This window comes from Nitratireductor sp. OM-1 (genome assembly GCF_003296175.1).
In the GTDB taxonomy this organism is placed as follows: Bacteria; Pseudomonadota; Alphaproteobacteria; order Rhizobiales; family Rhizobiaceae; genus Nitratireductor; species Nitratireductor aquimarinus.
The window spans coordinates 635,782-662,020 of record NZ_CP029209.1; the positions used below are offsets into that span (position 1 = coordinate 635,782).

The 26,239-nt window shown below is 62.1% G+C and carries 27 protein-coding genes; 12 read left to right on the top strand and 15 right to left on the bottom strand.

Annotation, left to right across the window (positions count from 1 at the left end; all coding sequences use genetic code 11):
- Positions 1-3 precede the first annotated feature (3 nt).
- The 3 genes from DEJ54_RS22040 to DEJ54_RS22050 are packed head-to-tail and all read left to right on the top strand — an operon-like array spanning position 4 to position 2,530.
- The gene (locus DEJ54_RS22040) at positions 4-792 is read left to right on the top strand and encodes an ABC transporter permease (protein WP_113156895.1); all 789 of its coding nucleotides are present in this window, start codon (positions 4-6) and stop codon (positions 790-792) included.
- Positions 789-1,544 carry an ABC transporter ATP-binding protein gene (locus DEJ54_RS22045; protein ID WP_113156896.1) on the top strand — a complete coding sequence of 252 codons (756 nt, stop codon included), beginning with the start codon at positions 789-791 and terminating at the stop codon, positions 1,542-1,544. The genes DEJ54_RS22040 and DEJ54_RS22045 overlap by 4 nt, the downstream gene beginning before the upstream one ends.
- Complete coding sequence (locus tag DEJ54_RS22050) at positions 1,541-2,530, top strand: ABC transporter substrate-binding protein (RefSeq protein ID WP_113156897.1); 990 nt, start codon at positions 1,541-1,543, stop codon at positions 2,528-2,530. The genes DEJ54_RS22045 and DEJ54_RS22050 overlap by 4 nt, the downstream gene beginning before the upstream one ends.
- Before the next feature lie 63 nt (positions 2,531-2,593).
- On the opposite strand, the gene DEJ54_RS22055 is transcribed toward DEJ54_RS22050, so the two are convergent.
- The 8 genes from DEJ54_RS22055 to DEJ54_RS22090 form a co-directional block, all read right to left on the bottom strand.
- The gene (locus DEJ54_RS22055) at positions 2,594-3,517 is read right to left on the bottom strand and encodes an esterase-like activity of phytase family protein (RefSeq protein ID WP_162742437.1); all 924 of its coding nucleotides are present in this window, start codon (positions 3,515-3,517) and stop codon (positions 2,594-2,596) included.
- Between the two features lie 78 nt (positions 3,518-3,595).
- The gene (locus DEJ54_RS22060) at positions 3,596-5,209 is read right to left on the bottom strand and encodes an inorganic phosphate transporter (RefSeq protein WP_113156899.1); all 1,614 of its coding nucleotides are present in this window, start codon (positions 5,207-5,209) and stop codon (positions 3,596-3,598) included.
- Between the two features lie 31 nt (positions 5,210-5,240).
- Entirely contained in the window at positions 5,241-6,029 is a 789-nt protein-coding gene (locus DEJ54_RS22065) for a polyphosphate polymerase domain-containing protein (RefSeq protein WP_113156900.1), read from the bottom strand.
- 23 nt (positions 6,030-6,052) lie between these two features.
- Positions 6,053-6,634, bottom strand: coding sequence for a DUF4956 domain-containing protein (locus tag DEJ54_RS22070; protein WP_113156901.1), 582 nt, complete (start codon positions 6,632-6,634; stop codon positions 6,053-6,055).
- A 235-nt stretch (positions 6,635-6,869) separates the two neighbouring features.
- Entirely contained in the window at positions 6,870-7,376 is a 507-nt protein-coding gene (gene msrA / locus DEJ54_RS22075; protein WP_113156902.1) for a peptide-methionine (S)-S-oxide reductase MsrA, read from the bottom strand.
- Positions 7,373-7,819 (bottom strand): peptide-methionine (R)-S-oxide reductase MsrB, encoded by a 447-nt coding sequence (msrB, locus tag DEJ54_RS22080; RefSeq protein ID WP_113156903.1) that lies wholly within the window; start codon positions 7,817-7,819, stop codon positions 7,373-7,375. The genes msrA and msrB overlap by 4 nt, the downstream gene beginning before the upstream one ends.
- Positions 7,820-7,966: 147 nt before the next feature.
- The gene (locus DEJ54_RS22085) at positions 7,967-8,731 is read right to left on the bottom strand and encodes an anti-sigma factor (protein WP_113156904.1); all 765 of its coding nucleotides are present in this window, start codon (positions 8,729-8,731) and stop codon (positions 7,967-7,969) included.
- A 37-nt stretch (positions 8,732-8,768) separates the two neighbouring features.
- The gene (locus DEJ54_RS22090; protein WP_113156905.1) at positions 8,769-9,260 is read right to left on the bottom strand and encodes an RNA polymerase sigma factor; all 492 of its coding nucleotides are present in this window, start codon (positions 9,258-9,260) and stop codon (positions 8,769-8,771) included.
- 110 nt (positions 9,261-9,370) lie between these two features.
- Between DEJ54_RS22090 and DEJ54_RS22095 the strand changes: the two genes are divergently transcribed.
- Together DEJ54_RS22095 and DEJ54_RS22100 are read left to right on the top strand one after the other, a co-directional pair.
- On the top strand, positions 9,371-10,852 hold the full coding sequence (locus DEJ54_RS22095; RefSeq protein ID WP_113157146.1) for a S8 family serine peptidase: 1,482 nt from the start codon (positions 9,371-9,373) through the stop codon (positions 10,850-10,852).
- Positions 10,853-10,968: 116 nt separating this feature from the next.
- Complete coding sequence (locus DEJ54_RS22100; RefSeq protein ID WP_113156906.1) at positions 10,969-11,412, top strand: PACE efflux transporter; 444 nt, start codon at positions 10,969-10,971, stop codon at positions 11,410-11,412.
- Between the two features lie 6 nt (positions 11,413-11,418).
- Here DEJ54_RS22100 and DEJ54_RS22105 read toward each other — a convergent pair whose 3' ends face one another.
- From DEJ54_RS22105 to DEJ54_RS22125, 5 genes are all read right to left on the bottom strand, one after another.
- A complete protein-coding gene (locus DEJ54_RS22105) occupies positions 11,419-12,342 on the bottom strand; it encodes an NAD(P)-dependent oxidoreductase (RefSeq protein WP_113156907.1) in 924 nt (307 codons plus the stop codon).
- 21 nt (positions 12,343-12,363) lie between these two features.
- Positions 12,364-13,206, bottom strand: a complete 843-nt coding sequence (locus tag DEJ54_RS22110) for a fumarylacetoacetate hydrolase family protein (RefSeq protein ID WP_113156908.1) — start codon at positions 13,204-13,206, stop codon at positions 12,364-12,366.
- A 28-nt stretch (positions 13,207-13,234) separates the two neighbouring features.
- Positions 13,235-13,969, bottom strand: coding sequence for an SDR family NAD(P)-dependent oxidoreductase (locus tag DEJ54_RS22115; RefSeq protein ID WP_113156909.1), 735 nt, complete (start codon positions 13,967-13,969; stop codon positions 13,235-13,237).
- Between the two features lie 123 nt (positions 13,970-14,092).
- A complete protein-coding gene (locus DEJ54_RS22120; RefSeq protein WP_224873327.1) occupies positions 14,093-14,752 on the bottom strand; it encodes a GntR family transcriptional regulator in 660 nt (219 codons plus the stop codon).
- Positions 14,753-14,997: 245 nt separating this feature from the next.
- Entirely contained in the window at positions 14,998-16,815 is a 1,818-nt protein-coding gene (locus DEJ54_RS22125) for an IlvD/Edd family dehydratase (protein WP_113156911.1), read from the bottom strand.
- Positions 16,816-17,078: 263 nt separating this feature from the next.
- On the opposite strand from DEJ54_RS22125, the gene otnK reads away from it, so the two are divergent.
- Genes otnK through DEJ54_RS22140 form a run of 3 tightly spaced genes read left to right on the top strand, consistent with a single transcriptional unit; the run spans position 17,079 to position 19,755 of the window.
- Positions 17,079-18,341, top strand: a complete 1,263-nt coding sequence (gene otnK / locus DEJ54_RS22130; protein ID WP_113156912.1) for a 3-oxo-tetronate kinase — start codon at positions 17,079-17,081, stop codon at positions 18,339-18,341.
- Positions 18,338-18,985, top strand: coding sequence for an aldolase (locus DEJ54_RS22135; protein ID WP_113156913.1), 648 nt, complete (start codon positions 18,338-18,340; stop codon positions 18,983-18,985). The genes otnK and DEJ54_RS22135 overlap by 4 nt, the downstream gene beginning before the upstream one ends.
- The gene (locus DEJ54_RS22140; protein WP_113156914.1) at positions 18,985-19,755 is read left to right on the top strand and encodes a hydroxypyruvate isomerase family protein; all 771 of its coding nucleotides are present in this window, start codon (positions 18,985-18,987) and stop codon (positions 19,753-19,755) included. Before DEJ54_RS22135 ends, DEJ54_RS22140 begins: the two co-directional genes overlap by 1 nt.
- Before the next feature lie 15 nt (positions 19,756-19,770).
- Here the strand turns inward: DEJ54_RS22140 and DEJ54_RS22145 are convergent, their stop codons facing one another.
- Complete coding sequence (locus DEJ54_RS22145; protein ID WP_371685996.1) at positions 19,771-20,421, bottom strand: GntR family transcriptional regulator; 651 nt, start codon at positions 20,419-20,421, stop codon at positions 19,771-19,773.
- 126 nt (positions 20,422-20,547) lie between these two features.
- Between DEJ54_RS22145 and DEJ54_RS22150 the strand changes: the two genes are divergently transcribed.
- The 4 genes from DEJ54_RS22150 to DEJ54_RS22165 all read left to right on the top strand — a co-directional run bounded on the left by DEJ54_RS22150 (position 20,548) and on the right by DEJ54_RS22165 (position 24,576).
- Positions 20,548-21,597 carry a 4-hydroxythreonine-4-phosphate dehydrogenase PdxA gene (locus tag DEJ54_RS22150; protein WP_113156916.1) on the top strand — a complete coding sequence of 350 codons (1,050 nt, stop codon included), beginning with the start codon at positions 20,548-20,550 and terminating at the stop codon, positions 21,595-21,597.
- 69 nt (positions 21,598-21,666) lie between these two features.
- Positions 21,667-22,653, top strand: coding sequence for a TRAP transporter substrate-binding protein (locus DEJ54_RS22155; RefSeq protein WP_113156917.1), 987 nt, complete (start codon positions 21,667-21,669; stop codon positions 22,651-22,653).
- Between the two features lie 82 nt (positions 22,654-22,735).
- Positions 22,736-23,293 carry a TRAP transporter small permease gene (locus DEJ54_RS22160; protein ID WP_245447826.1) on the top strand — a complete coding sequence of 186 codons (558 nt, stop codon included), beginning with the start codon at positions 22,736-22,738 and terminating at the stop codon, positions 23,291-23,293.
- Entirely contained in the window at positions 23,290-24,576 is a 1,287-nt protein-coding gene (locus DEJ54_RS22165) for a TRAP transporter large permease (protein ID WP_113156918.1), read from the top strand. The genes DEJ54_RS22160 and DEJ54_RS22165 overlap by 4 nt, the downstream gene beginning before the upstream one ends.
- 61 nt (positions 24,577-24,637) lie before the next feature.
- On the opposite strand, the gene DEJ54_RS22170 is transcribed toward DEJ54_RS22165, so the two are convergent.
- Entirely contained in the window at positions 24,638-26,236 is a 1,599-nt protein-coding gene (locus tag DEJ54_RS22170) for a bifunctional diguanylate cyclase/phosphodiesterase (protein WP_113156919.1), read from the bottom strand.
- Between the last annotated feature and the right edge of the window lie 3 nt (positions 26,237-26,239).

A 26,239-nucleotide genomic window follows, 5' to 3' on the forward strand; every position in this document is an offset into this window, starting at 1 on the left:
CCCATGTCTCAGGGTCGGCCCCGTCCTGCGGGCGGACGGCTGGTGCGCGGCTTGCCTGCCCTGGCAAGCGTTGCCGGTGCGATCCTCCTTTGGGAAATCTATGTGCGGCTGTCGGGCATTTCGCCGCTGGTTCTGCCTGCGCCCTCGCGCGTCATCGAACAGATGGGCGTCAACCGCGCCCTCCTGTGGGAGAACACGCTGCCAACGCTGAGCGCGACGCTGACCGGCTTTGCCTTCTCCGTCAGCATCGCCTTTGCCCTCTCGGTGGCGCTCGATTTCCTGCCGAAGCTGCGGCGGGCGCTGTTCCCGATCTTTGTCGTCAGCCAGACCCTGCCGCTGGTGGCCATCGCGCCGCTGGCCGTCCTGTGGTTCGGTTTCGGTCTCACACCGAAAATCCTGCTCGTGGCGCTCGTCACCTTCTTTCCCATGCTGGTGGCGCTGGTCGATGGCTACGAATCCACCGATCCCGAAATCGAAACGCTGATGCGCTCCATGGGCGCGTCGCGGTGGAAAGTGTTCCGGGCGGCGCGCTTTCCCTCGGCCATGCCCTATTTCTTCGCCGGCCTGCGGATTTCGATCACCTATGCCGTGGTCGCCGCGATCTTCTCCGAATATGTCGGCGCGCGCGCCGGGCTCGGCATTGTCATTCTCAACGCCAAGAACAGCTTTCGCCCGGATCTCATGCTGGCAGCGGTCGTGGTCAGCTCCACGCTGACGCTGGTGCTCTTCGGCGTCTCGGCGCTTCTGCAACGCGCGCTGCTGCGCTGGCGTGAAGCGGGGCAGACACGATGAGCGCCCTGGAAATGCGCAATGTTGGCGTGAGGCTTGGCGAAACCGCCGTGCTCGACGATGTGTCGCTGCATGTGGGGCAGGGGGAGTTCGTCTCCATTCTCGGCCCTTCGGGAGCGGGAAAATCCACCCTGTTTCGCCTGCTCACCGGCGCGCTTGCGCCGGATCGCGGCGAGATCCTGCGCGATGGCGCGCCGCTGAAGCGCGATGGCCAGACCTTCGCCTTCATGCCGCAGCGCGACGCGCTGATGCCCTGGCGACGCATCATCGACAACGTCATTCTGGGGCTGGAAGTGCAGGGTGTGCCCCGCGCCGAGGCGCGCGCCCGCGCGCTGCCGCTGTTCGCCGAATTCGGGCTGGAAGGCTTTGAACAGCGCTATCCGGCGGAACTCTCGGGCGGCATGCGTCAGCGCGCAGCCCTTCTGCGCACGGTCATTCAGGCCCGCCCGATCCAGCTTCTCGATGAACCCTTCGGCGCACTCGACGCGCTCACCCGCGCGCAGATGCAGCGCTGGCTGGAAGACCGCTGGCGCGCTGCACGCTGGACCACGCTGCTCGTGACCCATGACGTGCGCGAAGCAGTGGCCCTTTCAGACCGCATCTATGTGCTGTCGCGCCGTCCCGCCCGCGTGATTTCCGAAGTCGTCGTCCGCGCCCCGCGCCCGCGCCTTGGCGCGCCCCTGCCGGACGAAGCCCGCGCGCTGGAAGAAGACCTTTTGAACACCTTGCTCAGTCAGACAGGAGAAAGACCATGAAGAGCCTGATAGCCGCAGCCCTGATGCTCGGCGCGATGGCGCTGCCGGCAACGGCGCAGGAACGCCTGAGCGTCGCGCTGGACTGGACGCCCAACACCAACCATGTGGGGCTCTACGTCGCCCAGGCGAAGGGCTGGTTCAAGGATGCCGGCCTTGATGTCGAAATCCTGCCCTACACCGACACGTCCTCCGGCACGCTGGTTGCCACGGGCGTTGCCGAATTCGGCATTCTCAGCTCCATCGGCTTCTACAGCCAGCGCGCCACGGGCGCCGACCTCACGGTCGTCATGGCGGTGATGCAGCACGAGACGGGCCGCCTCGTCTTCAATGGCGAGCGTGAAGACATCCAGCGCCCGGCCGATCTCGATGGCATGACCTATGCCGGGTTCGGCAGCGCATGGGAGCAGGCCCTCATCTCCACCATCATCCAGAACGATGGCGGCAAGGGCGAATTCGAGACCGTCACGCTCGGCACCTCTGCCTATGAGGCGCTTGCCAACGGCACGATCGATTTCACGCTCGAGGTCAGCACCTGGGAAGGTGTGAACTCCGTGCTCCTCGACCGTCCGCAGCGCGCATTCCGCTATGCCGATTACGGCGTGCCGGATCAGCACACCACCTATCTTGGCAGCAACGGAACCTGGCTGAAGGCCAACCCGGAGACCGCGCGCGCTTTCGTTGAAGCGGCTCAGCGCGGCTATGCCTTTGCTGCCGAGAACCCGGAAGAGGCAGCCGAAATGCTGATCGCCGAGACCGGCGGCATGCTGTCCAACCCGGAGCTGGTCCGCGCTTCCATGCAGGCCATCGTGGATGGCGGCTACCTGCAGGACGAAGGCGAACCGGTCGGCCTCATCGATGCGGACATGTTCGGCAACATCACGAAGTTCATGTTCGAGGCGGGCGTCATGCGCGATGCCGACGGCAAGCGCCTTGAGGAAATGCCGGACGTCTCCACCTGGTTCACCAACGCGTACCAGAAGCAGTAATTTCTGACGCAGTTCAGAGATTTACGGCCCGAAAGCCCCAGGAGGTTTTCGGGCCGTTTTCATTCAGGGCATGGCCGGAAACGTCACGTCCACCAGCGCGAACACCGAGCGTTGCTCCTTCTTGATCCTGTCATCGCTGACCAGCAGAAAGAGTGACGGCGAGACCGCGACAATGCCTTCGAAATCCGCATCGTCGACACCAGGAATATCAAGCCGAACCGCCTGCGTTTTGCATAAGGTGTCGGCCGCGCAGACCGCCGGGTCGACAAGCCGCAGATAGGGAACGAGCGCCTTGTCTTCCTTGATGCGCTCCAGCACCAAAAGCCTGCCATCGGGCAGCGCCGTCATCGCCTTCACCCGAGACGCGCCGATATCCTCGCTCGACCACGAGAGCGTTTCGCCACCTTCCGCATAAAGCGTGTGCGCGGTGCGCGGCGCGGGCTCAAACGGTTCTTCGGGCAGGGTCACAAGGCCAAGCTCCGGGTGATGGGCTATGGATTCAAGGCCGCGGTTCTTGCCCACCTGTCGGCTGCTGTCACGCACCGCCGATGGCAGATCGATCTCTGCCAGCCATCCCCCGTCACGCTTGAAAAGTGCGGCACGCGGTCCGCTTTCGCTCAGGATCGCGAAATTCAGAGCGCCCGTTTCATCTGGTCGTAGCATCAGCGCTTCCGGCCCGAACCCCTGTTCGGCAAGCGCATTGCCATCTGCGTCGGTCAGCGCCGCAGCCGCCTGCGGCTCAAGGGCCGTAATCGTCTCGCCATCGGTCGAAAAGGCGAGACTGAACAGCGTGGCCCGGTCGGAAACCGCGTAAACGGTCTGCGTCTGCGGGTCGTAAGCGAGGCCGGATAACTCGGCCATCGTCTCGCCGTTCACATCGATTTCGGGCAACACCCGATGATCGAGAACCCGCGCCGACATCGGCTCGGCATTGACTGCAAGCGTGGTGGCGAGGGCGAGGAGGGGTGTCAAAAGAATGGTTCTCAAGGTTCAGACCTCATTTCTGGCGGAAATGCCTCTGGCAGACGGCAAGGGCGCCCCGGATTTTCCGAAGCGCCCGCTGCCTCACAGCATGATCCCGCGAAGGGTGAAGTAGATCACGGCGGAGATGAGCGCCGTCAGCGGAACGGTTATGATCCAGGCCGACAGAACCTTGGTCATCAGCGCCCGGTTCACGAGAGCTTCTCCCCGTTCGGCTGCCGCAGCGCTGCCGCACACGCCTGTGTCAGCCAGCCTCTTTGCATGTTCCCTGCGCAGCCCATCGATCATGGCCCTGCGCTGCGCGAAGGGGCTTGCCTGCATGCGGGCGATGAAAGCGTCGCATTCCGCCTCATCACGACCGGCATGCAGTGTGCGGATATCGCTGACGATCCGCGCATAGCGGCGCTTCAGCCACTCCCGCAGAAAGCCCACGCCAAGGACGGCACCCACGGTCACATGGGTGGTGGAAACCGGCAGACCAAGCTGGCTGGCCGCGATCACGGTGATGGTTGCCGCCATGGCGATGCAGTAGGCGCGCATCGCGTCCAGCCTGGTCAGCTCCCCACCCACGGTCTGGATGACGCGGGGGCCGAACAGCAGGAGGCCGATGGCGAGGCCGGCAGCGCCGAGCCCCATGACCCAGAACGGAATGATGGCCTTTTCCTGCATCGCGTCATTGGTCAACACATCATAGATGCCGGCCAGTGGCCCGATCGCGTTTGCCACGTCATTGGAGCCGTGCGCGAAGCTCAAAAGCGCTGCCGAGAAGATGAGCGGCAGGGCCAGAAGCTGGTTCACCGCGGATTTGTCATTCTGAAGTTTGGGCAGCCGGCGTGCGATCAGGAAGCGGGAGACAGCCCATGCCACAAGAGCGATGAGCGCGCTGGCCATGGTCGCCTCAAGCAGGCTCGCAGACCACACCTTCTTGAACCCCTTGAGGATCAGATAGGTGCCGAACGACCAGGTCATGGCGGCCACGAGAAGCGGCACAATCCTCTGCGCGGCCTTCAGCACCTGCGGCTCGTAGGTCACGAAGCGCTTGATCGCATAGAGAAACAGCGCAGCAAACAGGCCGCCCAGAAGCGGGGAGATGATCCAGCTTGCGGCGATGTTGGCCATCACCGACCAGTCAACGGCCGAAAGGCCCGCTGCCGCAATGCCGCCGCCCATCACGCCACCCACGATGGAATGGGTCGTGGAGACGGGCGCGCCGAACACGGTGGCGAGGTTCAGCCAGAGCGCTGCGGCCAGAAGTGCGGCCATCATCACCCAGACATAGACGTTCCGGTCGGCAAGCGCCTCCGGCATAACGATGCCGCCGCGCACGGTGCTGATGACCTGGCCGCCGGCAATAAGCGCGCCGCCAAACTCGAACACCGCCGCCATGATGAGCGCGCCTGCAAGCGGGATCACCCTTGCGCCGACCACAGGGCCGATATTGTTGGCGACATCATTTGCGCCGATATTGAGCGCCATATACGCGCCGAAGCCGGCGGCCGTGGCGATCCACAGCGCGAATTCGGGATTGCCGCCATTCTGGGCGCGCACCAGCGCATAGGCCATCGCCGCAACGACGAAGGACAGGGCGATGAAAAGACGTCCGAGAAACGGAGCAAGGTCTCTGAGGTCCGACCTGGCTTTCGCGAGGCTCGCCATATAGCCGGATTCAGGCAAAGCGGGGCTGACATGCGTACGCATGGTCCTCTCCTTTCGATGGCAGAGTTGAAGCTCAGGCGGGGCTCAGGGCCCGGCCGTCGAGAAGCTGCAAGCGACGCAGCGCGGGCAGGAAGCGGTTGTGCCGCTCCACCTGGCCCGTCGCGGCCATGCCCACGCAGTATTTTGAGCAGCGTTTTGTCGGGTGGACGTGCAGTCCCCGGAAAATCGCATCGGCGATGCCGTTGCCGCGCGCCGACTTCGTTTCCACGATGGAGATGTCGGGCCGCACAAGGCGGCGCACATCGCCAGCCTTGAACGAAAGCTGCGTATCGATGGTCATGCGCTCGCCGCCCTCCTTGGCCACCAGCGTGATGCGCATATACTGCATCTCGATCACCGGGGCCAAAGGCCGGTCGAAGGGGCTGTCATAGATCTCGCGGTGGCACGTATCGATGAAACTTTCACCGGAGTGGTCGAGGCCCGAACCGGGTTCCTGCAGCTTCAGGCGTTTCTTGACCGTGATCTGCCGTTTGCTCTTCAGCTTCACTTCCAGATAGCTGAGGCCAGTGTCCACGTAATCCCGCACCCGCACCTTGCAGCGTTTGCGACGCCCCTGATGGTGGTCGTAATAGCTGCGCAGATCGTCATCATCATAATAACGGGTCGCGTAGGTGAACGCGCGGATGCCGTCGATTTCGAGCACGTCGAACAGGTCCGAAAAGGCGTGCAGCGCGGGGCGGAGCCGATTGGCCGGAACGATATACTTGTTGTCCAGCCGTTCCAGCATGGCTGCCTTGCCGTTCAGTCCCTCAAGCGAGATCGGGCGGAAGCCGGTCAGTTCATTTGTGATGGAATGATCCATTGGAGTGTCTCCTTCCCGGCAGGTCAGTGCCGGGGCTTGCGGAAGAACACGTTCATCCGGGCCATGTCGTTGATGTAGTCGAGCGCGGTGATCTGGTAGGACATCACGTCCACGCCAAGGCGCTCGGAGAGGTCGCGGCGCATCTTCTCAGGCTGCGAAAGCGCTTCGTGATCGATCTTGTCGAGCGTGATCTTCACACCGTCGGACGAGCGCAGGATGGCCGGGTGATCGAGGATGTAAGCGCCCAGAAGCACAAGCGCGACAACGGCAAGCACGATGGCCAGAGGCGTTCCGGGAATGGCGCAGATCACGGCGATGGAGACCGAGCCGAAGAAATAGGTGATTTCCACCTTGGAGATCTGCTCCGAACGCAGGGTGAAGAGCGCCAGGATCGCGAAGAGGCCGAAGCCGGCGGCCAGCGAGAATTCGACAGCCGAGAGAATGGAAAGAACGCCAAAGGCAAAGATGTTGAACAGCGATGCCGCCGTCACCAGTTCCTTGTCGCGGTAGCGCCGGTAGTAAAGGCCGAAGACCAGGATCGTCATCGACACGACGTCGATGCCAAAGCGGATTGGGGTGTCACCGAATGCGAACGTTTCCAGCATTGTTTTCCTCATTTGTTGGTCACGGCCTCTGTCAGAAAACTGTCGTAAAACTGTCAGAAAGCCGTCTCTGGTGTCGGAAAACGTGAGGGAATTGGATCTATTCCATCGGCATTGATTTTATTTCTCCCGGGTCCGCTGAAACCCTTGCCGCATATGAAAAAACTCCCCCCGGATTTTTTCCGGAGGGAGTTCATCTTTGTCGTTTCGGTCAGATATCTGCGCCTGATCCGGCGTTCTATTCCGCCGCGTCGCGCCGTCGCAGCACCCAGTCGGGGCGCGGGAAATGGCAGGTATAGCCATTGGGATAGCGCTCGAGATAATCCTGATGCTCGGGCTCTGCTTCCCAGAAATCGCCAACCGGCTCCAGTTCCGTCACCACCTTGCCCGGCCACAGGCCGGAGGCGTTCACATCGGCAATGGTCTCTTCGGCCACGCGCTTCTGCTCGTCGCTTACATAGTAGATCGCCGAGCGATAGGACATGCCGACATCATTGCCCTGCCGGTTTGCCGTGGTCGGGTCATGGATCTGGAAGAAGAACTCCAGCAGCCGGCGATAGCTCGTCTTCTCGGGATCAAAGGTGATTTCAATCCCTTCCGCATGGGTTCCATGGTTGCGGTATGTGGCGTTCGGCACGTCGCCTCCGGTGTATCCCACACGGGTGCTGACAATGCCGGGCAGCTTGCGGATGAGGTCCTGCATGCCCCAGAAACAGCCGCCAGCCAGAACAGCGCGTTCAGTCATTGCACATCCTCCACCTGATCGAGATAGTCTCCGTAACCTTCCGCTTCCATCGCATCGCGATGAATGAAGCGCAGTGCCGCCGAATTGATGCAATAGCGCAGACCGCCACGGTCTCGCGGGCCATCCTCGAAGACATGGCCAAGATGGCTGTCGCCATGCGTGGAGCGCACTTCCGTGCGGATCATGCCGTGGGTCGTGTCCCGCAGCTCGCTGACATTGGCCGGCGCGATGGGCTTGGTAAAGCTCGGCCAGCCACAGCCGGACTCATACTTGTCGCTGCTTGCGAAAAGCGGTTCGCCCGAAACGATGTCGACGTAGATGCCCGGTTCCTTGTTGTTCAGGTGCTCGCCGGTGCCGGGGCGTTCCGTGCCGCTTTGCTGCGTCACGTAGTATTGCTCCGGGCTGAGGCGGGCCAAGGCTTCTTCGGTCTTCCTGTAGTTCATCGGCAGCTCCGGCTTCCTGATCGTTCAACATTGATCGGTCTCGGCATCGCGTCGAAACGCGTTGCCTGCGGAGCCTCATCTAGGTATCGCGGCTCCGCGATCCCAATCATATTAGCGTGATCCGAAACGGAAGTCCGCCGGGACGCGTCAGCGCAGTGTGGAAAGCGCCGCGCTCTCGTCCTCGGCCGACAGCGGCGCACCGGCCCTGGTGGCCGTGAGAAACGCGTCCAGCGCTTCCAGCGATGAAGCGGGAACGAAATCGCCGTTCACATCCACCTGCGAGGCCGCAAAGCGCAGCTGCCAGGCATCGTTTTCCTGACAGGCGACAGCCACATGAGATGTGCCACGCGCACTGACCTCGAATTCCCGGCAAAGCGTGTCCGCGCCATCGCGATAAGTGGCAATCGCCTCGAAACGCGCATCCTCGCCAAGCTGCCTTGTCTCGCCCGACGGCGATACGTTCAGCGCTTCCACGATCCGGTCGTCTGCAAGGCCCGCAATCTCGATGCCGCCCGCCCGTTCGGGCTGACCAGCGGCCATGTAACCAAGCAATCCGCCCGCAACCAGCGCCAGAGAAGCTGCGATGGGCAGGGCATGGCGCTGCGCGAACCCCTGTTGGCGCGGGGCGCTCCTTTGCCTGAAGGGAAGCACCTCTGCTCCGGAAGCGGATTCTTCCATCTCCGCAGCGCCAGCCATCTGTCGCACACGCGCTTCAAGATCGTCTGGCACGGAGACTTTTGCCGTTCCGAATGTGCCCGCCAGTAACGCGCGCGTCTTCATGAACAGTTCCACGCGCTCCGCGAGCGCAGTGTCCAGCCCGATGGCGTCTTCAACCTCACGGCGGGTCTTCGCATCGAGCTCGCCATCGGCATAGGCCATCAGAACTTCATCGGTGAATTTTTCTTCATGCATCGTGTTCTGTCCTGTCGCAAAAGGTCATGCGGCCCTGTCAGTTTAGATCAAGTTTTCCGGCGAGCGTGGTCCGGGCGCGGGCAAGCCGGCTCATGACCGTGCCGATGGGAATGCCAAGCGCGGCGGCAGCTTCCTTGTAGGAGAGCTCCTCCACGCAGATCATCATGATGATCTCGCGCTGGTCCGCCGGCAGTTCCTGCAGCGCACTCGCCACATTGCCGAGCATCAGATGCGTTTCCGTGTCATGCGCACCATCGGTGAAAATCGCATCGGGCCGGTCGACAATGTCCACGCTTTCGCCGCGCGTCCTGTCGCGCCGCACCCGATCAATCCAGGTGTTGCGCATGATGCGTATCAGCCACGCGGAAAGGTTCGTGCCCTGGGCATAACTGCTCCGGCTCGCAAAGGCTTTCTCGCAGGTCTGCTGCACAAGATCGTCGGCCACGTCCAGTGAACGGCTCAGCACGAAAGCATAACGTCGCAGGTTCGGCAAAAGGTCGACGATTTCATCCGCAAAGGTGGATTTCATGTTCCGGTCCGGGCGCCTTCTCCGTGAATGATGTGGAATAAACGTTGGGCTCGCCCGTTTATTCGCCTGCATTCCAAAAAATGCTAATGAGGCGTCGAATGGAAGGGTTCATGAACGCAAAACACAGCTATCGCTGCTTCGTCCGTCTATTGTTCATCGCGCTTTTGGGATTGCCCATGGCGATCGCGCCCGTGCTGGTGAATGACCCGGCCGGCTATGCATTTGCCGACGATGACGATGATGACGACGACGATGATGATGACGACGATGACAACGGCGGCGGTGGAGGCGGCGGCAGCAGCGGGGGAACGAGCTTCAGCGGAAGCTCCTCCGGCGGTTCATCCGGGTCATCCCGGCGCTCGGGCTCTTCCGGAAAGACACTCTTCGATGCGATGAAACAGCGCCTCAATCCCCGCAAGAGCGCACCGCGCCGCAGCAGGCCCGCTGCCCGGCGCTCCGCACCGCCCCCCGCCATCCACGCCGACCGTGAGGTCATCGCGCTGGGACTGAGCCAGGGAGACATAGAGGCGCTCGTCGACGATGGCTTCGCCGTCCTGGAACAGATCGACCTCCTGTCACTCACGGCAACGCTCTACCGGCTGCGCATCCCGGCGGAACAATCGCTCGATGCAGCCCGCGATACCGTACGCGCACTCAGGCCCGATGCACTGCTCGATCTTAATCATCACTATCGCCCGTCTTCACGCGGTGGTGCAGATGGCGCCGGGCTTATCGGTTGCGAAGGTCCGCACTGTCCCGACAGGGCGCTGGTCGGATGGGTCGAGCCCGGCGGGCAGGATCCCGCCTGTGCGAGCCCTGTTCGCGTCGGCATTGTCGACACCGGCATCAACCCCGAGCACACCACCTTCGACGGCGGCGAGATCGAGTTCGTCCAGATGGAAGTGTCGGGCGGCTCCGATTCAGGCCGTCAGCACGGAACGGCGGTCGCTGCGATCCTGATCGGTTCCGGCGAAAGCCGGTCGCCGGGGCTCCTCAATGGCGCGAAACTCGTCGCCGCCGATCCGTTTTACCGCAAGGCGGGCGACGAACGGGCCGACGCCTATCACCTGATCGCCGCCATCGATGCGGTGGTCGACCAGGAGGTCGCAGTGCTCAATCTCAGCCTTGCGGGCGCGGCCAATGAAGTGGTCGAGCGGATCGTCAACGAGGCGGCGGAAAAGGGCGTCGTCGTCGTTGCATCCGCCGGCAACAACGGACCGCGCGCGAAGCCGGTCTATCCCGCAGCGTATGACACGGTCATCGCGGTCACGGCAGTGGACCGCGCAAAGCGCGTTTACCGCCGGGCAGGGCAGGGCGACCACATCGATTTTGCCGCCCCCGGCGTGCAGGTCTGGACCGCCGCTTCGGTTTCCGGCGCACGTCCCAAGACCGGGACCTCCTTCGCAGCCCCCTTCGTCACCGCAGCAGCGGCCATGCTCAAACGTCAGGATCAAAGCCTCGACCATCGGGCGGTGAAGGCAATCCTCGCGGAAACAGCGCTGGATCTCGGGGCTGAAGGGCGCGATCCGGTGTTCGGTCACGGCCTGCTTCAGGCCTCCGGCCTGTGCCCGGCGGCCCTGCCGGGCGAGTAATCTGAAACCATCCTTGCGTTGTGCGACACGCTTCCTATATTGCACGCCGAAGCGAGGACGACCTCCCCCATTCCGGGAACCATTTCGGGACGGCCCGAGTACCAACGGGGAGCAAGATGCGCACTGCCGCAGACCGTATTCGCCACGCCGTCAGTTTCGAGCTGATCGCCCTTCTCATCGTCACGCCAATCGCCTCGTGGCTTTTCGGCAAGCCCATGTTCGAGATGGGCATCGTCGTGGTCGTCAGCGCCACGGTCGCCACGGCGTGGAACTATATTTACAATCTGGGTTTCGACCTTGCGCTGCGCCGTTTCACCGGCAGCGTCCGCAAAACGGTGCTCATGCGCGTCGTTCACGCCGTTCTGTTCGAGGGTGGCCTTCTGGTCGTCCTGATGCCGTTCACGGCAGCACTTCTCGGCGTTCCCATGGTGGAGGCGCTCTTCGTCAACGCCTCATTCGCGCTTTTCTACCTGGTCTACGCCTTCGTGTTCAACTGGGCGTATGACCTGATCTTTCCCGTGCCCGAAGTGCATACGGCTCCCGAAAACAGCCGGGCCTGATCACGCTCAGCCCTTGAGCGGCGGGGCCTTCGTCTCGCCGCTGCCGAGCCGTTTTCCGGGATTGATCGCCTCAAGCCACAGCAGATAGGCCGCATGGTCGTGTCGGCCCATCTTCATGTCGTGAACAAGTGCGCGAAACGCGTCGCGCGTCTGTTCCGTGAGCGGCAGCTTCAGCCTGGCCGCATCGGCCACTTCGAGCGCGTTTTCGAGATCCTTGAGATGCAGTTCGAGCGGCCCGCCGGGCTTGAAATTGCGCTCCAGCATCCGCTCTCCATGCAGTTCCAGAATGCGTGAGGTGGCAAAGCCGCCCATCAGCGCATCGCGCAGTGCAGCCGGATCACATCCACCTTCCTGCGCCAGAAGAGATGCTTCGGCAATCGCGCCAATGGTGACAGCCACGATTGCCTGATTGGCGAGTTTCGCAACCTGACCGGCCCCGTGCGTGCCCACATGGGTTGCCCGCCCCATGGAGGAGAGCAGTTTCTCCGCATCGGCGAAGTCTCCAGCCTCGCCGCCCGCCATGATGGCAAGCGTTGCTTCGATGGCCCCTTTCTCACCCCCCGATACGGGCGCATCCAGATGCCTGTGCCCGCTTTGGGAGAGCATCTGCGCATGATCGCGGGCGACCGCCGGCTGGATCGACGACATGTCGATGAAAAGCGCACCTTTCGGCGCACGCTCCGCAATGCCGTTCCCGCCAAAATAGATCTCGGTGACGATGGGCGAGTTGTCGACCATCGTCACGATGGCGTCAGCCTGCGCCACGGCCGTCTGCGGGTCGTCCGCAACCGTTGCGACATCCGCAAGCGGCTCCGCCTTGGCGCGGGTGCGGTTCCAGACGGTCAGGTTGAAGCCCGCCGCGGCAATGTTGCGCGCCATGGGCGCGCCCATGATGCCGGTGCCGATGAGGGTGACATTCCTGATGCTCATGGCGGGCTCCACTTCCTGTAATCAGGCCTGAACGACTGTCTGGCGCTGTTCGCCGAGACCGGCGATGGAAAGCGTCATCACGTCGCCGGGCTTCAGATATTGCGGTGGCTTCATGCCCATGCCCACGCCGGGCGGCGTGCCGGTGGAAATCACATCGCCGGGCATCAGCGTCATGAACTGCGAGAGGTAGGCAATCACGTGCGGCACGTTGAAGATCAGCGTGTTCGAATTGCCCGTCTGGCGGCGCTCGCCATTCACATCCAGCCACATGTCGAGATTGTGCGGGTCGGCCACTTCGTCGCGCGTGACAAGCCAGGGCCCGAGCGGGCCGAACGTGTCATGGCTCTTGCCCTTGGTCCACTGGCCGGAGCGCTTGGTCTGGAAATTCCGCTCCGAGACGTCGTTCATGATCGCGAAACCGGCGACGTGATCCATCGCATCCGCCTCGCTCACATATTTCGTCTTCTTGCCGATGATCACGGCCAGCTCCACCTCCCAGTCGAGCGCCGTGGAGCCGCGCGGCATTTCCACATCGTCATTGGGACCGCACAGCGCGTTGAGCGCCTTGGCGAAGATGATCGGCTCTTCCGGCGGCTCGGCGCCGGTTTCGGCTGCATGGTCGGAATAGTTGAGACCGATGCACACGATCTTCTGCAGGCCGGCCACGCATGGGCCAAGGCGCGGCTCTCCCTCAACCACAGGCAGGGACTGCGGATCGATAGCGCGCAGGCGCTCCAGCCCCTCTGGCGAAATGACGTCGCCGGCAATGTCGGCAACAGTGCCGGAAAGATCGCGCAGCGTACCGTCCGCCGCGAGCATGCCCGGCTTTTCCTGCCCTGCGGGGCCATAACGCAACAGCTTCATGTCATCGTTCCTCTGTATTTATCTCGGATCAGTAGACCGCGCGTCCGCCGGAAATATCGAACACGCCGCCGGTTGTGAAGGAGCACTCTGCCGAAGAAAGCCAGGCGATCATCGCCGCCGCTTCCGCCGGTTCGAGAAAGCGCTCCAATGGAATTTTCGAGAGCATGTAATCGATATGCTCCTGGCTCATCTGGTCGAAGATCGGGGTGCGGGCGGCCGCCGGCGTCAGGCAGTTCACGACAACGCCCGTCTTGGCCAGTTCCTTGCCCAGCGATTTGGTGAGCCCGATCAGCCCGGCCTTGGAGGCCGAATAATGCGAGGCGTTGGGGTTGCCTTCCTTGCCGGCAATGGAAGCAATGTTGACGATGCGGCCATAGCCACGCTCGATCATGCCCGGTATCAGCGCCCGGCAGGTGAGGTAGGGCGCGACAAGATTGACCTCCACCGTGCGCCGCCACACATCGGGCGCAAGCTCCCAGGTCTTGCCGTTGCCGCCCGTGATGCCGGCATTGTTGACGAGTATGTCAATCGCGCCGGCCTGCCGTGCAGCTTCGGTCACCGCATCTTCCTCGGTCAGTTCCACCACGCGGCCGGAGGCCTTCTCCCCCAGCTCCGCCACGGCCTTGTCCAGCATGTCGGCATTGATGTCCCAGAGGATCACCTCCGCACCGCTTTCGATAAAGCGCTCCGCCGTCGCCAGTCCAATGCCCTGAGCACCGCCGGTGATGATCGCTCTTTTTCCCTCAAGATCGATGTGGTTCATGAAATGCCCCTCCTCATTTCGTTCCGCTGACTGTCTTGGCACAGACATCGGCAAATCACAATGTATACATTGTTTCTGGACGTCTTAAGTCCCGGTTCTGGCCTCACTGGCCGCAAAGACGGTTTAAAGTTCTGTCGGTGTCGTGCCTCGCTGGCGCAGCAGCGACAGCAATTGCTGGTCAGCGCGGTCGCGATGCGCCTGATGCAGCCGGGTCGCTTCCTCCGCATTTCCCGCCGCGATGGCGTCGAGAATTGCCCGGTGTTCGCGGTCGGAGACCAGCGGCAGCGGGCGCAGCTTCGTGATTGCCCGGCGGGCGTGATACTGCATGTCCCAAAGCTGCCTCAACATGGAGAGCAGGCGCGGGTTGCCACACAGCCCCACCAGTTCCGAGTGGAACTCGTCATCAAGCTCCGACCAGCTTTCAATGTCGCCGCGCTGCGAGGCGCGTTCCATCTGGGTGAGAATGCCGTCCAGCCGCTTGTGATCTTCAGCGCTGATGCCGCGCCGTGCGGTCAGCTGCGCCGCCTTCACCTCGAGCGCTGAAAAGACCTGATAGATCTGCTCGATCTCATCCACCGTCAGCGCCTTGACCGTGATCCCGTGGCGGGGCCGCACATCGACGAGCCCTTCTTCCTCTAGCCGGATCAGCGCTTCGCGCACGGGCGTGCGGCTGAGCGAAAGAAGGCTGGCCACTTCCGTTTCCAGAAGCGTGGTGCCCGGCGGTAGCCGGCCTTCGAGAATGCGGAATTTCAGCTCGTGATAGGCGCGGTCGCGCGCCGGCATCTTGCCGATCCCCTGCAGGCTGGGGCGCGGGCGCGAAACGGCAACAGCCGTTTCAGCGGCCCTGTTCCCGGGTGCCTGCTTTGCGGTCGCCGCCTTCTTGCCTTCGGTCTTGCTCAGAGCTCCCTCCCTCAATGCCTTCCGTGCCGCAAACCTGCCGGTGCGCCTGTCATGGTTGGCAGATGTTCGCTGCCAGATACAGGCGTTTTGGCTCTCCGCAAACAGATCTTCATGTGCCGGTCCTGCCCCTAGTGATTGTCGCGTGGCACGGGAGGCATTTTGCCATCCTTGCCGCCCTGCGCGAGGCGCTGATAATTGACGGCCGGCTCAAGCACCATTCCGGCATCCAGCTGCGCAACCATGCCGCGCTGGATTTCCTGCCAGGGTGTTTGATGCGCCGGGTAGGCATAGCCTCCGGCTTTCTCAAGCTCCGTGCGACGCCTGTCGAGTTCATCCTCCGGCAAAAGCATGTCCGCGGTGCATTTGTTCAGGTCGATGCGCACGCGGTCGCCTGTTTTCAGGATTGCAAGCCCGCCATTGGCGGCCGCTTCCGGCGATGCGTTCAGGATGGAGGGAGAACCCGAAGTGCCCGACTGGCGGCCATCACCCACACAGGGCAGGGAGGTCACGCCGCGCTTGATCAGGTAATCGGGCGCGCGCATGTTCACCACTTCCGCCGCACCCGGATAGCCGATCGGGCCTGCGCCACGCATGAACAGGACGCTGTTTTCATCGATGTCCATTGCAGGGTCATCAATGCGCGCGTGATAGTCCTCAGGCCCGTCAAACACGATAGCGCGTCCTTCAAACGCCATCGGGTCGTCCGGGTTGGAGAGATAGCGCTCGCGGAATTCATCGGAAATGACCGACAGTTTCATGATTGCGGAACCGAACAGGTTCCCCTTCAAAACGCGGAAGCCCGCATTTTCCCGGAGCGGGTTGTTAAAGGGGCGAATCACCTTTTCATCGGCAATGGCCGCCGTGCCGCAATTCTCGCCAATGGTCTTGCCATTGACCGTCTTGGCATCCTCATGGATCAGCCCTGCGGACATGAGCTGGTTCACCACCGCCGGCACACCGCCCGCATGGTAATAGTCCTCGCCCAGATATTCGCCCGCTGGCTGCAAATTCACCAGGAGCGGCACTGTCTCGCCATGGCTCTGCCAGTCATCGATGGAGAGTTCGACGCCAAGATGGCGAGCGATGGCTGTCAGATGAATAGGCGCATTGGTCGAACCGCCAATTGCGGAATTGACCCGGATCGCGTTCAGAAACGCCTCACGCGTCATCACATCGCTTGGCTTCAGGTCTTCATGCACCATGTCGACGATGCGCAGGCCCGTGCGCCAAGCCACTTCCTGCCGGTCGCGATAGGGTGCGGGAATGGCGGCGGAGCCCGGCAGCTGCATGCCCAGCGCTTCCGCCAGCGAGTTCATCGTGGTCGCCGTGCCCATCGTGTTGCAATAGCCGGTCGATGGAGCAGAAGAGGCGACAAGGCGCACAAAGCCCTCATAGTCGATCTCGCCTGCGGCCATCATCTCGCGCGCCTTCCAGACGATTGTGCCCGAGCCCGTGCGCTCGCCCCGGAACCAGCCGTTCAGCATCGGGCCGACCGAAAGCGCGATGGCCGGAATGTTGACCGTCGCCGCCGCCATCAAAAGTGCGGGCGTGGTCTTGTCGCAGCCAATGGTCAGTACAACGCCGTCGAGCGGATAGCCATAAAGCACTTCCACAAGGCTCAGATAGGCGAGATTGCGGTCAAGCGATGCGGTGGGGCGCTTGCCGGTTTCCTGTATCGGGTGCACCGGAAACTCGATGGCGATGCCGCCGGCTTCACGAATGCCCTCGCGAACCCGCTTCGCCAGCTCGATGTGATGACGATTGCAGGGCGAGAGATCGGAGCCGGTCTGCGCGATGCCGATGATCGGCTTGCCCGATTGCAATTCTTCCTGCGACAGGCCGAAATTCAGATAACGCTCAAGATAGAGCGCCGTCATGTCTGGATTGCCGGCATTGTCAAACCAGGCGCGTGAGCGCAGGAAAGGGCGTTTCTGATCGCTGCTCATGACATCTCCGGATGCTCGATTTCAGGCCATCTTACCCACTTCCCCATTAATGTATACACAAAAAATTACCGACCCCAGTGAGCGATTGATGCGGCTCGACACCGGAAACGCGCGCCTTTCAAGGCATAAAAACTGATTGAATTGAGATATTTAATCTTCCTTTGAAAGTCTTCTCTCAATTCCCAATCTGGAAATGTCAGCTCCATTGACTTTTATGGATACGTTGTCACATTTACGCGGAATTGCGTATGGAGGAGATGCGAATGTTGCTCGGCTGTATTGGGGATGACTTTACCGGCTCCTCCGATCTCGCCAACATGCTGGCCAAGAGCGGCATGAAAACCATCCAGTATTGCGGCGTACCCGATGGCCCCGCCGACGCGTCCGTGGAGGCGGGCGTGGTCGCGCTCAAATCGCGCACCATCCCCGTGGCGGACGCCGTGCGCCAGTCGCTTGAGGCTGCCGAGTGGCTTCTGGAGCAGGGCGCGCAGCAGATCTATTTCAAATACTGCTCGACATTCGATTCAACGCCCGAAGGCAATATCGGCCCCGTCATCGACGCGCTGATGGAGCGTCTTGGCGCGGAGCAGACGGTGGTTTGCCCGGCCTTTCCGGCGACGGGGCGGACGGTCTATCAGGGGCATCTCTTCGTCAATGACCGCCTGCTCAGCGAAAGCGGCATGGAGCACCACCCGTTAACCCCGATGCGCGATGCCGATATCCGTCGCTGGCTCGCCCCGCAGACCGCTGGTTCGGTCGGTCATGTCGGCGCGCAGACCGTGCGCCAGGGAGCCGACGCAATTGCAGGCGCGCTGCGCCAGGAGGCCGCCAATGGCCGCACGCGCATCGTTGTCGACACGATTGCCGATGACGATCTGCACCAGATCGGTGCTGCCGTCCGCGACATGAAACTGGTCACGGGAGGCTCCGGCCTTGGGCTGGGCCTGCCGGCAAACTTCCGCGATGCGGGCCTTCTGGGACAGGGCGGTGAAGGCTGGCAGGGATCTTCCGGCCGTGCCGCCATTCTTTCCGGCTCCTGCTCCGGTCAGACGCGCCGGCAGATCGGCGAATACGCAGCGGCTCATCCCGCCCTGAAGATCGAGCCGGAAGCCGTGCTCTCCGGCGAAATGACACCGCAGGCAGCCGTCGCATGGGTCAGGGAGCAGCCCGCCGGCATTGCGCCTCTGGTCTATTCCTCTGCCGACCCGGACGTGGTGCGCGCCGCGCAGGCCAGATTCGGCCGCGAGGAAGTTGCATCCGCTCTTGAAGGCTTCTTCGCGGCAGCAGCCGTGCAGCTCGTGGCCGATGGTTACGAGCGGCTCGTGGTTGCCGGCGGCGAGACATCGGGAGCCGTTGTTGAGGCGCTTGATCTTCTGGCACTTGATGTGGGGCCGGAGATCGCGCCGGGCGTTCCCGCGCTCAAGGCCGCCGGTCGCCCTGTTTTCGTGGCGCTGAAATCCGGCAATTTCGGTGACGACGTATTTTTCGCAAAGGCGCTCAATGTGCTGAAGGGAGAAGCCGCATGAGTGAAGAGAGCAGACTCCGCGAGGAAATGTGCACGCTTGCCGCCTCGCTTCATTCGCGCGGGCTGACCCATGGCGCGACCGGCAATGTTTCCGCCCGCACAAGCGATGGCGGCCTTCTGGTAACGCCCACCGGCTCAACGCTTGGCACGCTCGATCCGGCACGGCTCAGCCGTTTCGATGCATCGGGCCGGCATGTGGATGGCGACAAGCCGACAAAGGAAATGCCGCTGCACGAGGCGTTTTACGAAACGCGCTCCAGGGCAGGCGCCATCGTGCATCTGCACTCCACGCATTCCGTCGCCTGGTCGCTTTTGCCGGATGTCGATCCGGACAATCTGTTTCCGCCGCTCACGGCCTATTCCATCATGCAGCTCGGCAAGGTGAAGCTGCTTCCCTACTTCATCCCCGGCGATGTCGCCATCGGCGAAGCGATCCGCGGACTGGCCGGAAAGCGCTCTGCCGTCATGCTGGCCAATCACGGCCCCGTCGTGGCGGGCAAGGATCTGCGCGCCGCAGGTCAGGCCATTGAGGAGCTGGAGGAAACCGCGCGGCTTGCGCTTCTCACGCGCGGGCTCTCGCCCAGCGTTCTGACATCCGAGCAGATCGCTCAGGTGGTGACGAAATTCGATGTGGAGTGGTCGTGATGCAGGGTTTTTCCGCCAATCTCGGGTTCCTCTGGACAGAGCTTTTCCTGCCGGATGCGGTCCGCAAGGCCCACGCGGCCGGCTTCGGAGCCGTCGAGTGCCACTGGCCCTATGCGGTTCCGGCCGAAGAGCTGCGCGCCGCCCTTGAGGAAACGGGGCTCCCGCTTCTCGGGTTGAACACCCGCAAGGGCGACCGTGAAGGAGATTTCGGTCTCGCGGCCCTGCCGGGGCGCGAGGAGGAAGCCCGCGCGGCAATCGACGAGGCGGTGGCCTATGCTGCGGCAGTGGGTGCGCGCGCCGTTCACGTCATGGCGGGCCGGGCAGCGGAAGACGAGGCGGCGGAAGCCGCGTTCGCAGCCAATCTCGCCCATGCCTGCAAGGCAGCCGAACCCCATGGAATCACGATCCTGATCGAGCCGATCAATCACCATGACGTGCCGGGCTATTTCCTCTCCCGCGTGGAGCAGGCGGCAGCAATCATCCGACGCGTCGGAACATCAAACCTCAAGATAATGTTCGACTGCTATCACACCCAGATCATGCAGGGAGATCTCGTTCGCCGCTTTGCCGCCCATGGCGATCTCATCGGCCATGTGCAGATCGCGGCAGTGCCATCGCGCGCGGAACCGGATGAGGGAGAGATCTGCTTCGAACGTCTGCTGCCCGCCATGCGCGCCGGCGGCTATGAGGGTTTCTTCGGCGCGGAATACAAGCCGCGCGCGGGCACGGATGAGGGGCTTGGCTGGGCCAGGGCGTTTGCCAACACTTGACGGCGCAGCGCGCCGTCAGATGTGATCCTTCACCCGGTCCCAGGTGTTCATCAGGTGCTGCGCCATAACCTGGCCCAGCGCTTCGCCGTCGCGCTTTCTCAGGGCGGCGGCCATCTGCTCGTGTTCGGCAACGGCGGAATCCCAATAGGCCGGCTTGCTGTTGCCAAGGAAGCGGATGCGCTTGAGGCGCGCCTGAATGTTCGCCTGCACATCGCGCAGCGATTCATTGCCCGCAAGCTCCGAAACGCGCGAGTGGAATTCCTGATTCAGCTTGTAATAGGGCAGGCGGTCACCCTCCCGATAGCGCTTCAGCATTTCCTCATGAAGCTTCAAAAGGCCGTCGATCTGCGCATCGCTGGCGCGTTCACAGATCAGCCGTCCCGCCAGCTTTTCCAAATGCGCGAGCAGTTCCAGCATCGAAAACACATCCTGCGCGGTGAGCTTGCGCACGATGCTGCCTTTCGACGGACGAATGATGATCAGCCCTTCGGCCGCCAGTGTGCGCAGCGCTTCGCGGAAAGGCGTGCGCGAGACGCCAAGCTGCTCAACGAGCATGGTTTCGTCGATGCGCGTGCCGGGCGCGAGATGGCCCTCAATGATGAGATCACGAATGCGGTTGGCGACCTGGTCATGCAGTGTCTGCTTTTCGATCGCCACGGCTTCCATGGGAAAGGGGCTGCTGAGTTCCAAACGGGCTCTCCTGAATCATCGGGATTTCCGAAACATACAAAAAGATGCGTTGACGTGCGAATTTATAATTGTATATTTTGTATACAAAATAAGGAATACACAATGCAGCAGTCACGCATCGCCTTCGCGATTGGAGATCCAGCGGGCATTAGTCCGGAGCTTTCGGCACGTATCCTGGCCGATGAGAAAGCCAATCTTGGCGATTTGATCGTGATCGGCGATCAGCGGGTTCTGGCGCTGGGTGCGCGCCAGGCCGGCCTTTCGCTCGATCTTCCAGTGGTGCCGCGCGAGGCGCTCGAGGGCGACCTCCCCGAAGGCACGGTCCTGGTGGACATGGGCAATTGCGACCCCGAAAACGTGCCCATCGGCGAGGCCAGCATGGAAGGCGGTCGCGCCGCGCTCGACAATTTTGCCGCGGCTCTGAAGGTCGGCAAGGCGGGCCTTGCCAAAGCGGTGTTCTTCACCCCCTTCAACAAGCACGCGATGCGACTGGCAAAGTCAGATTACGTGGATGAAATCGGCTTCATCGACGCCACCATCGAGGCAGAGCGCAGCGGTCGCGAGTTCAACGTTCTGGATGAAGTGTGGAACGCGCGCGTCACTTCGCACATTCCCCTGCGCGACGTTGCCGACAAGCTTTCCGTCGACAGGATCTATGAGAGCCTGAAACTCACCACCGAGGTGATGGAAGGCGCTGGCATCAAGCGTCCGCGCATCGGCGTGGCGGCGCTCAATCCCCATGCGGGCGACGGTCGCAATTTCGGCTGGGAAGACGAGGATATCCTGCTTCCCGCAGTGGAGCGCGCGCAGCAGGAGCAGCTGGCCGTAACCGGGCCGATCCCCTCCGACACCGTGTTTGTGCGGGCCATCCGGGGCGAATTCGACGCCGTGATGACCATGTATCACGACCAGGGACAGATCGCGATGAAGCTGCTCGGCTTCGATCGCGGCGTCACACTGATTGCCGGCTATCCTTTCCCGATCGTCACGCCTGCCCATGGCACGGCATATGACATTGCGGGCAAGGGCATCGCCGATACGGGAGCGACCTTCAACGCGCTGGCGCTTGGGCGCCGGCTCGGAGACGAGCTTGGTTCGCAGAACGGCGCGGAAGCTTCTGCCTCGCACGAGCGGCAGACGGTTTCCGGTTAGGCGAACCTGGCAAGCAGTGCCGGGCGGCCAGGGAGGGCCGCGCGGAGAGAAAATCAAGGGAGGAAAGTCATGAAACTGAAGCATATTGCATTCTGTCTGGCAGCCCTGCTGCCGGCAACGGGCGCCGGCGTCGCGCAGGCTCAGGAAGGAATCATCTTCGGTCTCAGCGCTGCCACCGGTTCTCTGCAGCAGCAGACGGCCAGCGAGTTCGCACGCCGTGTGAACGAAAAGCTTGATGGCGAAGTCGTGGTCAAGGTCTTTGACAGCTCTCAGCTGGGCAAGGACAAGGACATGCTGCAGAAGATCAAGCTCGGGACCATGCACCTGACACTGCCGTCTTCCACCATGCCCGACATTGCGTCGGAATACGCGATCTTCGATCTGCCCTTCCTTGTGGCGGACCGCGAGCATCTGACGAAGATCGACGAGACCCTTTTCAAGGACGTGCTGGTGCCGGCCGCCATGGAGCAGGGCTATCGCCCGCTGGCGATCTGGGAAAACGGCTTCCGCCAGATCACCAACAATGAGCGTCCGATCAACACCCCGGAAGATCTCAAGGGCCTGAAGATCCGTACACCGAATTCGTCCTGGCGCGTGGCGATGTTCAAGGAGTATGGGGCAAACCCGACGCCGATGGGCTTCTCCGAGGTGTTTGTCGCGCTGCAGACCGGCGTGATCGACGGTCAGGAAAATCCGCTGACCAACATTGCCGCCGGCAAGCTCGACGAAGTGCAGGAATACCTGTCGCTTTCGGGCCACGTCTATTCGCCGGCTTATCCTACGGTCGGCGTCGCCGCTTTCGAGAAGCTTGACCCGGAAGTGCAAACCGTTCTCGCCGAGACGGCACAGGAAGTCGCCATCTGGGCGCGCGAAATGGGCGCTTCCAAGGATGGCGATCTGCTGAAGCAGCTCGAGGAAAACGGCATGAAGGTCAACAAGGCCGACCGCGCTGCATTCGTCGCGGCCTCCAAGCCACTCTATGACAAATTCGCCGCCGAAGTCGAAAACGGCCAGGCGATGATCGATCAGGCGCTGTCGCTGGCCGACGGTTCCTGATGCCCCAGGGTGGCGTCTCAACATGGGCGCCACCCGCCGCTTCCACTCGATTTGCATTCTGCCCGGCTTGGGGTTTCTTGATATGGTTCGGCTCGCCCATTGGCTCGATCTTTTTTTGCAGGCGGTCACGCTGACGCTGCTTTTGGCGCTCTCCTGCGTCGTGGTGCTCGGTGTCGTGTTTCGATACTCGGGCAATTCGCTCATCTGGTATGATGAGGTCGCGGCGGTGCTCCTCGCCTGGATCACCTTTTCCGGAGCGGTTCTGGCCACGCTGCGCAATGCGCATCTGGGCTTCAATGGCCTCCTTCTCGGCTCGCCGCCTGCCATTCGAATGCTGCTTTTCTGGCTTGGCGAGACCATCTTCATCGCCGCCTTCGCCGCCATGGCCTGGGCCGGCTGGGCCATTCTGGAAATTTTTGGCAATGAAAGCATGACGACGCTGCGTTTCGTGCCGCGAAGCTTCGTGCAGTCGGTTCTGCCATTGAGCGCCGGACTGATGATCCTCGGCCGCCTTCTCACCCTGCCGGAACGTCTGCGCAGCACGCAGGCCGGCATTGATCCGGAAGCCGTCGAAATCGAACATGAAATTGCCCGCGCGCAGGATGAATTGTCGCGTGTTCAGGCGGAGAACGCACGATGAATGAAGCCCTTATCCTTCTTTCCATGTTCGCGATGATCGCAATCGGCCTGCCGATTGCCGTGTCGATCCTCGCCAGCGCGCTTGCCGGCCTCTGGCTGCTCAACGGTCATCTGGGCTTTCTGAACGCCGCGCTCTCCATCTTCGATGGCGCGACCAGCTTTCCGCTGATCGCGATCCCGCTCTTCATCCTTGCCGGCGCGCTGATGAACACCGGCGGCATTTCCACGCGCCTCATCGCCTTTGTTTCCGCACTCATCGGCTTCATCCGCGGCGGCCTCGCCATGGTCAATGTGGGCGTGTCGATGTTCTTTGCAGAGATCTCCGGCTCCGCCGTGGCCGATGTCGCCGCCACGGGTTCGGTGCTGATCCCTGCCATGAAGAAGCGCGGCTACAATCCGCGTTTCGCGGCAGCCATCACCTCGTCATCTGCTTCGCTGGCGATCATCATTCCGCCGTCGATCCCGATGATCCTCTATGGCGCCCTGTCCAACACGTCGATCGTGCAGCTGTTCGTGGCCGGCATCGTTCCGGGAGTGCTTGGCGGCTTTCTTCTCATGGCGCTCTCCTATTATTTCGCCGTGCGCTACAACCTGCCGCGTGAGGATGGTTTCAGCCTTCCACGCCTGTGGCACGCGACAAAGGATGCTGCCTGGGCGCTCGTTCTGCCGATCATCATTCTGGGTGGCATTTTCGGCGGTCTGGTCACGGCAACGGAGGGTGCAGGCCTCGCGGTTGTCACCGCACTCTTCATCGGTGTGTTCATCTACCGGGAGATCGACCTCGGGCGGCTTTATCATTCGCTCGTGGAGGGCGTCGTGCAGACGGCCGTGGTCATGCTTCTGGTCGCAAGCTCTGCCGTTCTCGGTCTCTACCTCACCGAAACGGAGCTGCCGCAGCGCCTGGCGCAGGGCATTCTGTCGATCACGACGAACAAGCTCATCGTCCTGATGATCATCAATGTCTTCCTGCTGTTCCTCGGCATGATCCTGCACGGTGCAGCGGCCATCATCCTGACCGTTCCGATCTTCATGCCGCTCGTGCACCAGCTTGGCATTGATCCGGTGCAGTTCGGCATTCTTCTGACGCTGAACATCGCACTCGGTCAGCAGACCCCGCCGGTCGCCAGTGTTCTGGTCACCTCCTGCTCCATCGCCAAGACGGATGTGTGGAGCACGACCAAGACCAATCTGCCCTTCATCGCGGTTCTGATGCTGGTGCTGCTGCTCGTCACCTATGTGCCGCCAGTGTCGCTGGGCCTGGTCGACGCCTTCTACGACCGCTAGGCGCTATACGAGAATTGCAGAGCTTTAAAACGCCCATCGCTTCAATGAGACGGTGGGCGTTTTAGCGTGGCGAACGGTTGCCGGGCGTCCGGGCGGGCGCATGGGTGCGCGCCTGCTCCCGCGTTCTGCCTGAAAGCAGGAGATCGCCCGTATCGACGAATTCTTCGAGCGCAAACGGTTTGCTGAAATAATACCCCTGCGCCACGTCAATGGCCGTATTCTGCTTAAGATATTCCACTTCTTCCAGCGTCTCGACACCCTCGATCACCAGCTTCATGTCCAGCGCATGGCCGAGCGATTCAATAGTCTTGAGAACGCTCTGGCTGCGCGGACGGCAGTGAACGTTCTGCACGAAGGAACGGTCTATTTTCAGTTCATCGGCGGTGACTGCGGCAAGTGCGGAAAGCGAGGAATAGCCGACCCCGAAATCGTCGATTGAGAGTTTCACGCCCGCTTCGCGCAGCATGGGCAGCGTGTTTTTGCTCAGGAGCTCACCATTCAGGAATGCTTCTTCCGTGATTTCGAGAATGAAGCGCTCGGGGCGATGATACGAGGTCAGAAGGTCGAGCAGGTTGCGGGTAAAAACCGGACTGCTCGCCTGATGGGCCGTGATGTTGAGGCTGATGGAAATGCCCGGTGCGAAGACGGCGTCGATGCGCGGCAGGGAGTCCATCACCTCGTGTGCGACATGCTCAGAAACCGCGTCGATGATGCCGGCATCCGTGGCCAGATTCACGAAATCGCCGAGCGCCTGCAATTTTCCATCGTCATCGCGCCAGCGCAGAAGCGTTTCAACGCCAACCACCGTGTTGTCCCTCAGGCTCACCTTGGGCTGATAGACGCAGCAGAGTTTCTGGTCACGCAGTGCCGTGCGCAACCGCTGTTCGATGGACATATCGGTGGTGCCGCGCAGGGCAGACGCTGTCGGCTTGTAGCCGATCCGGCCTTTCGATTCCGACTTCGCCGCGCGCAGCGCCTGATCGGCGGAAACGAGCAGGGTCTCGAAATCCGCACCATCTTCGGCAAACAGGCTGATGCCGATGGAGGCCGAGGAAAATGTCTCGATGCCCTGAATGAGAAAGGGCTCCTTGGCGCGGACGAGCAGCTGGTTCGCATAATCGGAAATGTCGAGATCTTCGAGATCGGTGACGAAGATGCAGAACATGCCGTTTGCGAGATAACCCAGAACATCGCAACTGCGCACGCAGGACGACATGCGTTCAGAGAAGGCGGCGATCAGGAGGTTCGTGAAGGCGGCCCCGTAATAGTCATTGGTACGGCCAAGCCCGTCGAGATCGATCAGGAAAAGCGCTGCCTGCCGGTCGGCATGCGTTTGCAGTTCCGCCCCGACCATGCGGCCAAGCAGGGTCTTGTTCGGCAATCCCGTCAGTTCATCGAAGAAGGCAAGCCGGAATATCTCTTCATCGAGATCGGGCAGGGCTTCGGCATCCAGCCACAGGCTCACATTGAAGCTGCGGTCGCCTGTCTGCGTGGCAAAACGCATTTCCCGCACCGTCGCCTCGTCTCCGGAAAGCCGGTGCAGGCCCGCCTGTCGGTTGGCATAGACTTCCAGCCCATCCGCATCCGTAACGGCCAACCCGAAGGAGGCGTTTTCCAGAATTTCCTCCAGATCGGAGGGCAGGGCGCGGGCAGGAGGCATCTG